This window comes from Rasiella sp. SM2506 (assembly GCF_050859505.1).
GTDB lineage: Bacteria > Bacteroidota > Bacteroidia > Flavobacteriales > Flavobacteriaceae > Marinirhabdus.
Genome location: NZ_CP193934.1, coordinates 1,877,999 through 1,892,843, shown reverse-complemented (window position 1 = coordinate 1,892,843; position 14,845 = coordinate 1,877,999). Strand labels below are relative to the sequence as shown.

The window sequence follows — 14,845 nt, the reverse complement described above, 5'->3', positions numbered from 1 at the left end:
CTAACATATAGCTATTATAAGCAAAAACCCCTTCCAGCAATGGAAGGGGTTTTCTTTTGGTTGGTTAAAACCTTTAGGATTACTCCTTAATCAAACGTTTTACAACGCTTGCATTTTCACTTTCTATCTGTACAATGTACACCCCAGAAGCCAATTTAGAAATATCAATTGTTTTCTCTGTGGTCATACTTGTAAGGTCTACAGTGTTCACTAACTTTCCGTTTACATCGTACATAGTTGCTTTGTTAAGCAGGATGTTAGAGGTATTAGACAGCGTCACCTGACTTTGTGCAGGGTTAGGATATAAAGTTATTCCTGTCTCCAGGGTATTGTCGTTAACACCCAGGATGCTTTCGATGGTAAGCTCGAAGGTACATTCACCTACATTGCCAAACGCATCGGTCGCGCTCAAGGTAACTGTATATACACCGTCGCCAATAAAAGATCCTGCTGCTGGATCCTGTGCGAATACCGTCAATGGATCTGTACAGTTGTCTACCGCTGAAGCAAGTCCGTCTGCGAAGTAATCTGGTACTTCATACAACTGGTTGCCTGCTCCTGGATCTATAGTCATATCTGCCGGGCAGGTCACTACAGGTTCCAATAGGTCTACAACGGTTACAGTAGCGACACAAGAAGCAAGGTTCCCACTAGGGTCACTTACAAACAAGGTTACCATTTGTGGAGTGCCTATGTCGTCACAACTAAAGTCGTCCATATCTACTCCTGCTACAGAGATTCCACAAGCTTCAACAGTAAGATTCATATCTATAAGGTCCATAGGATCTAGCATTGCTGTTCCGTCTGCACCTAATTCTAGTGTAAAGTCTTTACATACGAGCATAGGAGCTATGTTGTCTATTACATTTATAGTTGCTGTACACATAGAAGTGTTTCCAGAGGCATCGGTAACTGTTACTTCAACAGTCTTCTCTCCTACGTCTTCACAATCTACCATAAAACTCGTCACTGGACCTGGTGTAGCAGATTCAACTAGATAGTTAATACTTCCATTCCAGATTCTAGGAGAGAACGCTGTACCAGCAAATGGCGCAGACGATGAAGCTCCTAAATTAAGGGTTACGTCTGCATTGCTATACATTAACATTCCTGGAGAAGGATCTCCTCCTGTTCCTGAATAGGAATGACCGTGCGTTGCATCCATTACTAGGGCAACACCGTAGGTAGTTCCTGCTGTTAATGTTACAGAAGCATCAAGTACTGCATTACTAGGTACGTCTACCGTTCCTGAAGCAGTACCAGCACCTGTAGCAGTAAGTGTCCAGTTTGTAGGATCTGTTTCATTTCCTACGTAAGTACCTACAAGGGTATACATTTCTACCGTAAAGGCTCCTGGATCACCTGTATTAAGATCTAAATCTGTAATCTCAATATCATTAGTCCCTACAGTAACATCAAAGTATACAGCACTACCACCACCAAGACCGTTGTTAGAGTCAAATACAGTTGTAATAGAAGCCATAGCAGGAGTTCCTACCTCACCTTCTGTAGTTGCTGTTACAGTACCACAGTTATCTGTTGCACTTACTAATAGATCGGCAACATTTACAGTAGCCATGCCATTCACATCTAATATCACATCCAATGGTGCAGAAGCTACAGCATCATAAGTGTAATTTAGGCTCCAGGCGTTCAAGGTACCGGTATCACCACCACCATTGTCACTCACATTTAAGGTCCAGGTACCTAAGGTACTTATACCATCAAAAACAGAGAGTGCCTCATTGGGTATAAAAGAACCTGCAATTGTTGGTACACCTCCACCACATTCGTCTTCCACAGCAGTAGCCGCTTCGTCGTCAAGGGTTGCCAGTATATCATTACCAGAGCATCCAAAAGTACCTGTTGCCGGAGCACCAGGACGGTCAACGATGGTTGCTGAAGTGGTTCCATCTGGAGCCGTAAGGGTAACAATTATATCACCTACCCACGTATGGCTAATGTCCAGATCTACATCAAGGTCTGTAATGTTAAAATCGTCTGTAATATCCAGAGTCGTTGTCAATCCAGCTGGATTACTGTCTGGAATTGCTGTTCCTGGGGTAGTGGTAGCAGTACCTGCACCAGAAGGTGGTGCACCAACACAAAGTATTTCTGGAGCTTCATCGTCGGTTACTGTTACATTCATAGTACAGTCCACGCTATTTCCTCCACCATCTGTATAGGTCCAGGTTACGATAGTAGTTCCCACTGGGTATACGTCTGTGGCATCTGCTGTGCCATTGTAATCGTTTACCAGGCCAGCTGGATCGGTAGGACAGTTGTCTGCTACCGTAGGTTGTGGCACGGTTACTAATGCTTCACAAAGACCTGCATCGTTAGTTTGAGTAATGTCTGCAGGGCAGGTTAGTACAGCCACCTGGTTGTCCACAACGGTTATGGTGAACTGACACGTAGTGGTCTCGTTGGGAGCATCGTCGTTGGTTGCTGTAAATTCAATAGTGGTAACGCCTACAGGATACGGTCCTGGAGAAGGAGCTCCCATAGTTTGAGTTACGGTTACCGAGCCTCCATTAGGATCTAATGCTGTAGGGGTTGCAAAACCAAAAGGGGCTTCACATTCTCCCGGGTTCGCATTCACTATTTGATCGCCTGGGCAGTTTATGATGGGATCATCTACTCCCGCTACCACATACGTAACACGCAATTCTGGAATAAAAAAGGTTCCAGTATCACCACCTCCAGTATCTTCTACTGTAAAAGTCCAGTTTCCATTGGGGTCTAATCCAGAAGCGTTAATTGCGGCAGCAAAATCTCCAAAACTTGGAGATTGGGGAAGTGATACTATACTAGTATTTGGAAAATAGTCACATCTACCATCGTCTTGGCAGATAAGACCTGAACTAGGTATAGTATTACCCATTGTTTCTGGGTTATCGGTAGCAGTATCGTCAAAAGTTAATGGTGAAGTCGAAATAAAATCACTGCTATCGCCAGCAAAAGTGTCGGTTCCAGGTTTGTTGAATAAACCTACAACATCTCCAGTGGGAGCAGTTAAAGTTACAATAAGATCTCCTGCCCAGGTGTGGGTTATAGCAATGTCCACACTCACATCAGTAATATCCGCACCGGGAGGGATCCCAGCAATACCCACATTGAGGCCTATACCTCCAGGAGTATCGTCAGGGATGGTTGTTACAGTCAGATTACTACCAGTTACCGTTTGTGCATTTCCTATCCAGGTGCAACAGGTTAAAAGTAATAAAACATAAAAAAAAGTAGTTTTTTTCATAATTATATGTATTAAAAGTTAAGAGGGTATTAATATACCAAAAATAATGTTAAAATTGCAAAGACTACACAATAAATATATAAACACATTTTAAGCTGCTTTGGTAATTTCAATTTCAAAAATAAGAACCGTTAAATCAATGTCATGTTTTTATATATTTGTTTCAGTCTAAACAATCTAGCAATGAAAAAATTAGTTTTACTATTCAGCTTAGGATCCTTATTTATAACAAGTTGTACAGATTCTGGCACAGAAAAGAGCAGAGACGGAAAATATACAGATAATGCGGAAAAATTATTTACGAAAGTCACTTCAGATCAAAGTAACCTAACGTTCACCAATACTATTAGAGAAGATCTGGAATTCAACTTCCTCAACTATCCCTATTTGTATGCTGGGGCTGGAATAGCTATTGGCGATGTTGATAAAGACGGCTTAGAAGATGTATTTATTGTTTCAACCTTTGGAGCCAATAAGTTGTATAAAAATAATGGAGATTTTGTGTTTGAAGATATCTCTAAAGCTGCTTTAGTAGAAGATGTATCTGGCTTTACAACCGGAGCGAGTATGATAGATATTAATAACGACGGCTGGTTAGATATTTATGTTTGCAAAGCAGGATCGCTTAATGATGATGCTGCGCGGAGAAATAAACTGTATGTAAATCAGCAAAATGGCACCTTTAAAGAAATGGCCAAGCAATACGGATTAGACGATCCAGGGTACACCACACAGATATATCAACTGGATTATGATAAAGATGGAGATTTAGATATTTATGTGGTTAATTACAGATACGATTTTAAAAACAACAGCAGAATTAGCAGTAAAATACAATCGGAGATTGAAGAAACTACAAGCGACCAACTATACCGTAACGATGGGAAAACCTTTACCAAAGTAACTGGTGAAGCAGGAGTCTATAATAAAGCCTGGGGATTGGCAGGTACTGTTGGAGATTTTAACAACGATGGTTGGGACGATATTTATATTTCAAACGATTTTCTGGAACCGGATATGCTTTATATAAATCAGCAAAACGGAACTTTTAAAGAACAATTAAAAGACTACTTTAATCATATTTCTTTTAATAGTATGGGAGCAGATTATGCAGATTTGAATAACGATATGTATCCAGATCTCATAACGGTAGATATGCTGGCCGAAAATTATGCCCGCAGCAAAGAAAATATGGCTTCCATGAGTACCGAAAACTTTATGAATATGGTGAAAGTGGGCTACCACCATGCGTATATGGCAAATATGCTTCACATCAACTCAGGAAACGGAAGATTTATAGAAACCAGCCAAATGAGCGGTGTTGTAAAAACAGATTGGAGTTGGGCACCCCTTATAGCAGATTTTGACAATGACGGCCTAAAAGATATTTTTGTCTCTAACGGGGTTTATAAAGATTATCACAACCAGGATTTTAGGAATCAACTAAAAGCTATCAATGAAAAAGGAGAGTCTATGACCTTAGAAGCTGTAGTAGCGATGATGCCTGCTGAAAAATTAGACAATTATATCTATAAAAATAATGGCGACCTTACCTTCACTAAAAAAATTGAAGAATGGGGCCTTAAAGACCCTAGTTTCTCCAATGGGGCTGCCTATGCAGATTTTGATAATGACGGCGATCTGGATCTTATTGTAAATAATATAAAAGACGAAATAGGTCTTTATAGAAATAATAGCAATCAAAACTATATCAAAATTCAATTAGAAGGCCCTGCTACAAACACACAAGGGATAGGAGCCGAAGTGTTTGTCCGTACAACCAAAGACACCCAGTATCAACAATTATATGTAGCGCGAGGCTTTGAATCTTCGGTAGCTCATACGTTAAACTTTGGTCTTGGCGATAACAAGAGCATCGAAGAAATTATAGTACAATGGCGAAACGGAACTGTATCTACCCTAAAAAATCCAAAGGCAAACCAACGTATCACTATAACACAAGCCAATGCGGTAGCTTCTACAGTAGACATTAAAAACAAAAAAGGGATAAAGAAAAACACAGACCCTAGCGCTATGGCTCTTAACTACAGGCACATAGAGAATTATGTAAACGATTTTGACACTCAGTTATTACTGCCACAAAAACAATCTACCAAAGGAACCGGTATTGTAAAAGCAGATGTAAATGGGGATGGCCTGGAAGATATGTTTATAGGGAATGCGGCGGGTGCTTCGGCAGCACTATTTCTTCAAAAGGCAGATGGCACCTTTACCGAAAACAATACAGCGCTTTGGAAAGCAGATGCTAGCTACGAAGATGCCAATGCTCTATTTTTTGACGCAGATGGCGATGGTGACCAGGATTTATATGTAGTGAGTGCGGGGTATAATTTAAAAGAAAATGACCCACTGTTGCAGGATCGTTTGTATATAAATGATGGAAAAGGAAATTTCAGTAAAAAAGCAAATGCACTGCCTACCTTACGCATCTCAGGAAAAGCGATTGCAGCGGCAGATATAGATGGCGACGGAGATTTAGATGTATTTGTGGGCGGTAATGTAGTCCCTGGTAAATATCCCTTAGCACCCAATTCGTATTTGCTTCAGAATAACAACGGCATTTTTAAAGATATTACACCCAACAATAAAGACCTTACAAACCCGGGAATGATCTCTGAAGCGTTGTTTACAGATTATGATGGTGATAAAGACGTAGATCTTTTACTGGTTGGCGAATGGATGGCGCCTACTTTTTATAAAAACAACAAGGGTTCTTTCACTAAAACCGAAACTGAAGCGTTCAAAAACAAAGAAGGCTGGTGGTTTAGCGCTACCCAAAAAGATATGGATGGCGATGGCGATATGGATTACTTCTTCGGAAATATGGGAATGAATAATAAATTTCATCCTTCAGAAAAAAAGCCTCTTTTTATAAATGCCAAAGATTTTGATGACAACGGAAGTTTCGATGTAGCCATGAGCAAAATAAGCGATGGAAAAATAGTGCCGGTAAGAGGAAAAGAATGCAGTAGCCAGCAAAATCCTTTTCTGCTGGAAAAAATAGGTACGTATAAAGAGTTTGCGAGTCTGGAGTTTGAAGAAATCTACGGAAAAGAAAAGTTAGACGATGCATTTAAATTAACCGTCCACACCTTTGAGTCTATGTATGCTCAAAACAATGGCGACGGTACCTTCACGGTAACCCATTTACCCAATATGGCACAGTTGGGTCCTACACTATCCTTTTTGACCAAAGATTTTAACAACGATGGAAATCTGGACCTCATGGGAGTAGGTGGTATATACGATGCCGAAGTAGAAACGATACGGTATGACAGTAATTACGGCTATGTATTGCTAGGCGATGGAAAAGGCGGTTTTGAATATTCAAAAAAATACGATCCTTACTTAACTACAGACGTCAAGGACATTACCGAAATAAGCATTAAAGGAAATTCATATTATGTTGTGGTAAGCAACAATGCACCATTGGAAGTTTTTACATTCCAACCCTAGTTAGAAGAATTCCTGATATTGCAAGACCCTAAAATCAATAGTAGTGAAGTTAGGGTCTTTCTTTTTGAGAGCTTTGTATAAGGAAATACTCCCCACTGCCCTGTTTGCGGCACCGCTTGGAGCCGTTAATGAGATAGTGCGGATACTTCGATTGCTTTTTGGAAGTTGAAAGGTATGGATGCGAGGCACTATAGCCGAAACGACATCAAGAGAGAGCTGGTATGTTTTTAAATGTCTTCGGAAAAAATACTCAGGCCCGTTTTTACTGTTTCCGCCTGTAAAAAGCAAGGTAGTTACGGAAGGATTATTTTCTAGTACTGAAACCAAATCACGCAATTCAACGTCTTGCATCCCCAGATCGCTGGCATCCACTTTTTCACGTTTTGCAGAAGCGACTATATCGCAAATACCAATTCGCTTTGCTTTTAAAAAGTCTTTACGTTGTTGGATGGCAGCTTGCGTGGTCTTATAGTTTAAATTGATCTTGAAAATGCTATCCAGGATAGGCCACAGGTATCCATCGCGACTTCCGTAACAAAAATTCACATCATTCTCTTTCAGCTCACCGGTAGTGAATCTGGGGGGCGGCAACGTACCTACAATAAGCTTGGTGGCTCCTTCTGGAATAAAAGGAGGATATGGGTGGGTATGATGGAACATGGTCTTAATGTAATCACTTCCAGATTAAGGACATTAAAACATACACCAGCAGTATCACAGGAATCGCAATAAACTGAAGCAACACTATAGCGATTAAACAAATAAGCAAAAACACATAGCGCAGCACATTAGAGCTCACATCCCACGTCTTAAATTTTAGCGCGAACAGCGGTAATTCGGCATTCATCAAAATACAACCAAGAAGGGTGATGCCAATTAAAAACCAGGGATTTAAAATAATAGTCTCCGTCAATGCCGAAGGCTGAAAAGCCAGTATTAATGGCAAACTAAGAATGAGTAAGGTATTTGCTGGTGTTGGCAATCCAATAAAACTAGTGGTCTGGCGGGTATCTACATTAAATTTTGCCAATCGGTAGGCAGATCCTACTGCAATGAGCAATCCAATAAAAGGAACATATTGATTCCAGCCAGCATTCCATCCTTCCGAAGAAAAATTATCGGTAATAGAAATGGGGGCGCCTAAAATGCTTTCAGAAAGCAATTGCACCATAACTACTGCTGGGGCTACGCCACTGGTTACCATATCTGCCAGAGAATCCAGTTGTAAACCCACATCACTATGAGCGTTCAACATCCTAGCTGCAAGCCCATCAAAAAAATCGAAAAAGATCCCTGTAAACACAAAGTAAGACGCCGTCACCAGGTCACCGGAAATAGCAAAAAAAATGGCTACACAGCCACATAATAAATTGAGGGAGGTGATAAGGTTGGGAATCTGTTTCAGCATATGTATGGTCCGCCGCGGCGCACAACTTTTAAAGCATTTTACAAAGTAGGTGTAAAAATAAGAAACTATTTTCGTCTAAGCCCCATACCGCACAATATCTAACCGAAATAATAGTTTAGTATTCTGTAAAATAATGAGATATTTGCCCAAAATTAACAGCTTGAGACAGCACTTTTTTTTCTTTTTAGTACTCACCACCTGTATGGCTACTTCGCAAACGGTTAGAAAATATTCTAACGAGTTTATGAATATTGGCGTAGATGCAGCTGCTTTTGGCATGTCCAATGCTGTAGTAGCTTCCACAAACGATGTAAACAGCGGGTATTGGAATCCAGCAGGATTGGTAGGCCTGGAAGATAAGCAGCTCTCTCTTATGCACGCCTCTTATTTTGCAAACATAGCCAATTATGATTATGCAGGATTTGCAATGCCGTTAGACAACCAGAGTGTTGTGGCACTCTCTATTATACGATTTGGTGTGGACGATATTTTAAACACTACGCAACTTATAGACGAGCAGGGTAATATAGATTACAACCGTATTAGTTTATTTTCTACAGCAGATTATGGCGTTACTTTTTCTTACGCCCGGGAATTGCCCTTAGACGGATTAAATATTGGTGTAAATGCCAAAGTAATTCGAAGAATAATAGGAGACTTTGCCTCTTCGTGGGGTTTTGGTATGGATGTAGGAATACAATTTAATAGTGAAAACTGGAACTTCGGTGTCATGGCACGCGATATTACCACTACGTTTAACGCCTGGGCTATAGACGAAGAACAATTTGCAACTATTTCTGGTGCCGTGGAAGGACAAAATCAAGAACTTCCGGAAACTACTGAGATTACGATTCCAAAATTACAATTGGGAGCTGCTAGAAAATTTGTTTTTCATTACGATTTTGAATTGCTGGCCGAAGTAGACCTCAATTTCCGTTTTGCTGAAACGAACGATATTATATCCACCTCTTTTGCAAGTGTAGATCCTGCCTTGGGTTTACAGTTTAAATACATCGATATGATTTTTGTACGTGCCGGGATGGGTAACTTCCAGAACATTCAGCAATTGGACGGTAGTGAATCGGTTGGTTTTCAGCCCAACATAGGTGTTGGTTTTAAATACAAAGGCATCCAGATAGATTACGCTCTAACCGATATTGGTGACCAAAGTGCTGCCCTCTACTCCAACGTATTCTCCATAAAATTGGATTGGAGTATATTTAGGTAAAAGCGACTACTTTTCAGCTGAAAAGGTATAAGATTTAGTATTTTGCACTCTTAAAATTAACACGTCTTGCTTCAGAAAATAGCCCTTCTTTCTTTCTTCTTTGTACTGAATTTTACAGCAGTAGCTCAATACATTCCCCTATCACCAAGTGCCGAAGTAAGCATCCTTACCATTGGCCCAGGAGATAATTTATATGATAAATTTGGCCACAGTGCTTTTTACATACAAGACCCGGAAAGAGGCATAGAAGCTATCTATAACTATGGTGTGTACGACTGGGATACGCCTAACTTTTATTTAAAATTTGCCCAAGGGAAACTTCTTTATAAACTAGAAGGAGTACAAGCACAAGCCTTTTTAGAGAGTTATATAGAACAGAACCGTTGGATACAACAACAAACACTTAACCTCTCGTATACCGAAAAACAAGCCGTTTTCACCTTTTTAAATAACAACCTGAAGCCTGAAAACAAATATTACAAATATGATTTTTTCTACGACAATTGCGCTACCAGAATTAGGGATGTTTTGGTTTCTGTTTTAGGAAGCAATCTTCAGTACACAGACGATTTTATTGCTGAAAATAAATCGTTTAGAGATCTCATTCAGCAAAATGTACATTGGAACACTTGGGGAAGTTTAGGAATGGACGCCGCCATTGGTGCCGTAACCGATGTAAAAGCAGATTCGTGGCAATATCAGTTTTTGCCAGACTATGTATTTGATGCAGCTGCTACCGCCACCATTACAAATGGCGAGCGCATACCGCTGGTAAAAAATACCAAAACGCTATTTGAAAGCTCCAGAAAAGCACAGGCACCCAATTTCATAACATCGCCCCTTTTTGTGTTCTTACTGTTAGGACTTCTTATAATAGGCATTACAATTAAGGATCGTAAACGCAACAAACGTAGTAGAGGCTTAGATGTAGCGATCTTTGCTAGTACGGGTAGTATTGGTGTTTTTCTTTGCTTATTGTGGTTTGCCACAGACCATAGTGCAACGGTTAACAACTACAATTTGCTTTGGGCATTTCCTTTTTCGATATTGATTGCTTTTGCCATTGGAAAGAAAAAACCCAAACTATGGGTACGTAGGTATGTTATTTTCCTGCTACTCTTACTCGTTTTAATAACCATACATTGGTTCACTGGCGTACAAGAATTCGCCTATGGGTTTATTCCTTTATTTATTGCACTAGCTGTACGGTATTTGTATTTGCTGAAGGCGTTGAAGTGACACAATTAGGACATCCCTACCCTCGTTCTAGAGAGTTTTGCGGTGGGAAATTGATTAAACTTAAAAGATTGCCACTGCAACTGCCTATTAAAGCCTTGCCATTTAGTCTAATTTCCTTATTCTAATTTCTACTTTAAATAATTCGTAACACCTCCCAACGCTCACCCTCTTTCCCTAAAGGGAGCCATTGCGCTTAGTGAGTTAAAAACTTAAAGTAGCTTACTACAAGCTGAAACTACCTACTAATTCACTACTTCCCTACTTCCCTATTTCACTATTTCACTAATCCCCTAATTCGTAAAACCGCCCAACGCTCACCCTCTTTCCCTAAAAGGAGCCATTGCGATTAGTGAGCTAAAAATTTAAAGTGCTTACTACAAGCTGCAACTGCCTACTAATTCCCAAATTTCCTATTTCACTAATTCACTACTTCCCTATTTCACTAATTCCCTATTTCACTAATTCCCTAAATCACTGTCCTCTAAAAAAGATTATAGTACTCAGGGTCTTTATCACAATACTTATATCCAGAAAAAAGCTCCTTCTTTTAATATAATAGAGATCGTATTGCAGTTTTTCCAGAGCATCTTCCTGGGTCATTCCGTATTTTGCATTTACTTGTGCCCAACCGGTAACCCCGGGTTTAACCAGATGGCGGACTTCATAAAAGGGTATTTTTTTTGAAAGTTCCTTAATAAAAATAGGCCTTTCAGGGCGTGGACCTATCACACTCATATCGCCTTTTATCACATTAATAAACTGCGGAATTTCATCAAAACGAGACCGACGTAAAAATCGGCCAAATTTTGTCACCCGGGCATCTTTCTTTGAAGCAAACTGGGCGCCGTCTTTTTCGGCATTGGTGACCATACTTCGTAATTTATATATTTTAAAATGGGTTCCGTTTTTACCCACTCGGGTTTGTGTATAAAATACAGGCCCACGATTTCCTATAAGGTTCCCTAGTAGAATACAGGGAAAAATAGCTAGTCCGAATACCAGCCCAATACAGGAGAATAAAAGATCTAAAATACGATGAAAGAATAAGTACAATTTGTTTTGATTACTTCGGCTAAAAGGGAAATACCTATAAAAATCCTGTTCTACATGCTGCACAGGGATTCTATGTGTAAGTTCTTCATACACCTGGGTATACTCACGAATAGGAACCCCCTTTTCCAGTAAAGAGAGAAGCTGACTGTTTACTTCTACCGTCATGCCTTGCGCTTGAGGAGTGGCTACCACAATTTCAGAAATAGATAATTCGGTTACTATGGTGGCAAGGTCTTCAGTAGAAAAAAGGAGTAAATCTTCCGGTAATTCTAGCGCAACATTGTCTCGGTCCATATTTACAAAACCTACAATCTTATAATTAGGATCCGATTTCTGTAGTGCCTCTAAAATTGGCAATACCGATGCAGAATCTGTAAGTAATAACACCTTCTTAAAAAATCGGGGTGCCGAAATAAGGGTGATATAGGCATACCGCCAGAGGAATAAAGCTACATTTATAGAGAGGAAAAAATAGACAATCTGCATTCGGTTTGTGGGAAGCAAAGGCGTATAAAATGGCGTAAGTAAGTAAAAGAGTACTGTTACCGAAGAGGTGAGGATGATGTTTTGCACTACCGTTTCAAACTTGGCGGCTTTTTGCAGGTTGTACAATTCAAAAATAGTAGCAAAAACAGTTAGGTATAACGCCAACACAATAGACCAAACCCAGCGGGTAGCATCAATTCTAAAATAATCGAATTTAAACACGAGCCCAACCACGTAGAGCAATGCGAGCACACAGCCAATGTCCAATAAACGCAAAAGGATTTTACGTTCAGAAATATCAAAATGAATATTCGATTTCTGTGACATTAGGATGGTTAATTTGGTTGGTTAAAAGTAGGTATTTATTTATTGCGACAAAAGCGAAATCCATTGATGTTTCACCACTTCCCAATCAAATTGCTCCACTTTTTTCCGTGCGGCAAGTGCCATAGCTTCAGATTCTTGGGGGCTTGACAACAAGCGCTCAATGGCTGCAGTAAAGGAGACGGCATCTTCTGGAACTACCAATAAGCCATCGGTTTCATTTTCAATTAAATAAGGCAATCCCCCAACGTTGGTAGAAACCACAGGCAATCCCAACGCCATCGCTTCCATGACACTCACGGGTGTATTGTCAAAATTGGTTGTATTTATAAAAATATCATGTTGGATAGCTAAGGCAATCCAGGCTTCTTTGGTAAGCATTCCTGTAAATGTGACGGGCAGGTTTTGGGCTTCAGCACGTGTTTTGCAGGCATCAAAACTACCGTCTTTAGCGTGCCCCACCATGGTAAGGCTAGCATCATACCCATTTTTTCTCAACAAGGCTAAAACATCCAACGCCAATAACGGATTATAAATCTCTGCAAAAGAACGCACCCATAGCAGTTTGGGTCGTAGGTTTTTCCGTAGTAGGAAAGGATAGTTGCCAATCTCTAGGGTATTAGGAATATGCAAGAGGTTCGTAAATCCCTGTTTCTTAAACGCCTCCATCAAATAAAAAGAGGGCGCAACATTTATGCTAGCCCCTTCAAACAGGGCTTTACTTTTTTTGGGGCTGTTTTGGAGTCTTGTGGGGAGGTTGCCGCCGTGTAAAATAGGGATATAGGCTATATTTAGGCGTCGGCATAATTTTGCTATTGTATAGGCATAGTAAAAATTCAGGGTACTATAAGTGTCAATAAGAACAAGGCTTGTGGTTTTTCTATGCTTCCAAACAGTGTGTAGCATATCCAGCATACGTTGCGCTTTTATTTGTTTGTCGGAAACTGAAACAACCTCAAAACCCTCTTCCACAAATTTAGGTGCGAGCACATCAATAGCAGTGGCCGTATGGCCTTTAAGTTTCAATTTGTTCCCTACGTACAGGAGTTTCTTTTTTTCCATAATCAATATTTAACAAAGATAATCCATAAATAAAGGCTGGAGCGGCTATGCGCATGGAGGAGTGAGCAATGGTTAATAGCCAAAAGATAAGGAAGGGATAAAAATAAATGTTTTTTCTTCCTGTGAATTTAGATGCTAATGGAGCTAGTATTAAAACCAGCAATGCTAAGATACCAAAAAATCCATGTTCTGAAAACATTCGTGATATTTCATTATGGCTAGGTATTTCAATATTTAGTTCCTCTTCATAAAATTTTGTAGAGCGTCCAACTCCTAAGCCAAAAACTGGATATTTACTAAACGCTTCAAAATCTGCACTTATTAAATCAAGCCTACCAGTAGTTACATCTTCCTTTTCTCTTCCTAAAGCATCTTTGTTGGCATATCTGTTGGCAATAAGCCCTCCTGTTTGTAATACAGAAAATGTCCATATTGCAAGACAAGCTCCTGCAACAGCTACAATTCTAGAAGTTATTACAAATTTGGTTCTTAATCGTGAAATAAGATAGTAAATAATGGTGAATACAACCACCATGATTGCTCCAACAAAAACACCGCCCCTTGAAAAAGTAATAATGGCTCTATGTGCAAAGGCAAGTAACATAAACATCATCACTAAATGAACCATTTTATTTTTGTATGGTATTAAAAATCGACTGAATAAAATAAAAGTTCCAAGTCCTAAAACAGTAGCAACCTGATTGGGACCGTAACCACCTGAAGTCTCGGATGTTGAAGCAGTACCAGTTATTACCTCTCTAATGTTAATATTGAAAAAGTAAATATAAAGCGTCATTGAAATAAGTGGGTATATCATAAAATTTAAACAAGTAAAAAGCTCTTGTAGTTTTAATGATCTACCATAACAATACATAGCCGCAGCAGTAAGGCAAAGTGGGCCGCTTAAATTGAACAGAATTGTTTGACGAAAGCTGTTATCTAATTCTTGATTTAGAAATGAAATATAAACACCTGGCAGTAATAATAAAAAATAAATAAAATAGGTGAGCGAACTACGTTTAAATCCTTGGTAAAACATACCTATCAATAGAAAAAGAATCACCATATACTTACCCGTTTCATAGAGAAAATAGGCTTTGGTCATTCTAAAAAACACCTCTGCACCTACCATATAGGAAGCCGCAATAAGCACTTCTCTTTGTTTGTTAGGAAGGACAAAAATTCTATATAAAAAATAGACTACGACTACTAAAAAATAAATTAGCATAGCGGGTCTATAAGCCGTAGCAAGCAGGCCAATCCCTACGTGAAAAAACACGAAGAATAAAGGGTGATTTGCTATTTTAGTCGTTAC

9 protein-coding genes are annotated in these 14,845 nt (G+C 39.6%); 3 read left to right on the top strand and 6 right to left on the bottom strand.

The window, feature by feature from the left end:
• Positions 1 to 79: 79 nt before the first annotated feature.
• Positions 80 to 3,253, bottom strand: a complete 3,174-nt coding sequence (locus tag ACQ2HF_RS08540; protein ID WP_432410011.1) for a proprotein convertase P-domain-containing protein — start codon at positions 3,251 to 3,253, stop codon at positions 80 to 82.
• A gap of 183 nt (positions 3,254 to 3,436) precedes the next feature.
• Here ACQ2HF_RS08540 and ACQ2HF_RS08535 point away from each other — a divergent pair, with 183 nt between their 5' ends.
• Positions 3,437 to 6,730 carry a VCBS repeat-containing protein gene (locus ACQ2HF_RS08535; protein ID WP_432410010.1) on the top strand — a complete coding sequence of 1,098 codons (3,294 nt, stop codon included), beginning with the start codon at positions 3,437 to 3,439 and terminating at the stop codon, positions 6,728 to 6,730.
• Here the strand turns inward: ACQ2HF_RS08535 and ACQ2HF_RS08530 are convergent, their stop codons facing one another.
• Together ACQ2HF_RS08530 and ACQ2HF_RS08525 are read right to left on the bottom strand one after the other, a co-directional pair.
• On the bottom strand, positions 6,731 to 7,390 hold the full coding sequence (locus ACQ2HF_RS08530) for a uracil-DNA glycosylase family protein (protein ID WP_432410009.1): 660 nt from the start codon (positions 7,388 to 7,390) through the stop codon (positions 6,731 to 6,733). It lies immediately after the preceding gene.
• Between the two features lie 13 nt (positions 7,391 to 7,403).
• Positions 7,404 to 8,138, bottom strand: a complete 735-nt coding sequence (locus tag ACQ2HF_RS08525; protein ID WP_432410008.1) for a CDP-alcohol phosphatidyltransferase family protein — start codon at positions 8,136 to 8,138, stop codon at positions 7,404 to 7,406.
• A 202-nt stretch (positions 8,139 to 8,340) separates the two neighbouring features.
• Between ACQ2HF_RS08525 and ACQ2HF_RS08520 the strand changes: the two genes are divergently transcribed.
• Together ACQ2HF_RS08520 and ACQ2HF_RS08515 are read left to right on the top strand one after the other, a co-directional pair.
• A complete protein-coding gene (locus ACQ2HF_RS08520; RefSeq protein ID WP_432413071.1) occupies positions 8,341 to 9,366 on the top strand; it encodes a PorV/PorQ family protein in 1,026 nt (341 codons plus the stop codon).
• 66 nt (positions 9,367 to 9,432) lie between these two features.
• Complete coding sequence (locus ACQ2HF_RS08515) at positions 9,433 to 10,605, top strand: DUF4105 domain-containing protein (RefSeq protein WP_432410007.1); 1,173 nt, start codon at positions 9,433 to 9,435, stop codon at positions 10,603 to 10,605.
• 471 nt (positions 10,606 to 11,076) lie between these two features.
• On the opposite strand, the gene ACQ2HF_RS08510 is transcribed toward ACQ2HF_RS08515, so the two are convergent.
• Genes ACQ2HF_RS08510 through ACQ2HF_RS08500 form a run of 3 tightly spaced genes read right to left on the bottom strand, consistent with a single transcriptional unit; the run spans position 11,077 to position 14,809 of the window.
• Positions 11,077 to 12,471 carry a sugar transferase gene (locus ACQ2HF_RS08510; RefSeq protein WP_432410006.1) on the bottom strand — a complete coding sequence of 465 codons (1,395 nt, stop codon included), beginning with the start codon at positions 12,469 to 12,471 and terminating at the stop codon, positions 11,077 to 11,079.
• A gap of 39 nt (positions 12,472 to 12,510) precedes the next feature.
• Positions 12,511 to 13,530, bottom strand: a complete 1,020-nt coding sequence (locus tag ACQ2HF_RS08505; RefSeq protein ID WP_432410005.1) for a glycosyltransferase family 4 protein — start codon at positions 13,528 to 13,530, stop codon at positions 12,511 to 12,513.
• Positions 13,484 to 14,809, bottom strand: coding sequence for an O-antigen ligase family protein (locus ACQ2HF_RS08500; RefSeq protein WP_432410004.1), 1,326 nt, complete (start codon positions 14,807 to 14,809; stop codon positions 13,484 to 13,486). Before ACQ2HF_RS08500 ends, ACQ2HF_RS08505 begins: the two co-directional genes overlap by 47 nt.
• Between the last annotated feature and the right edge of the window lie 36 nt (positions 14,810 to 14,845).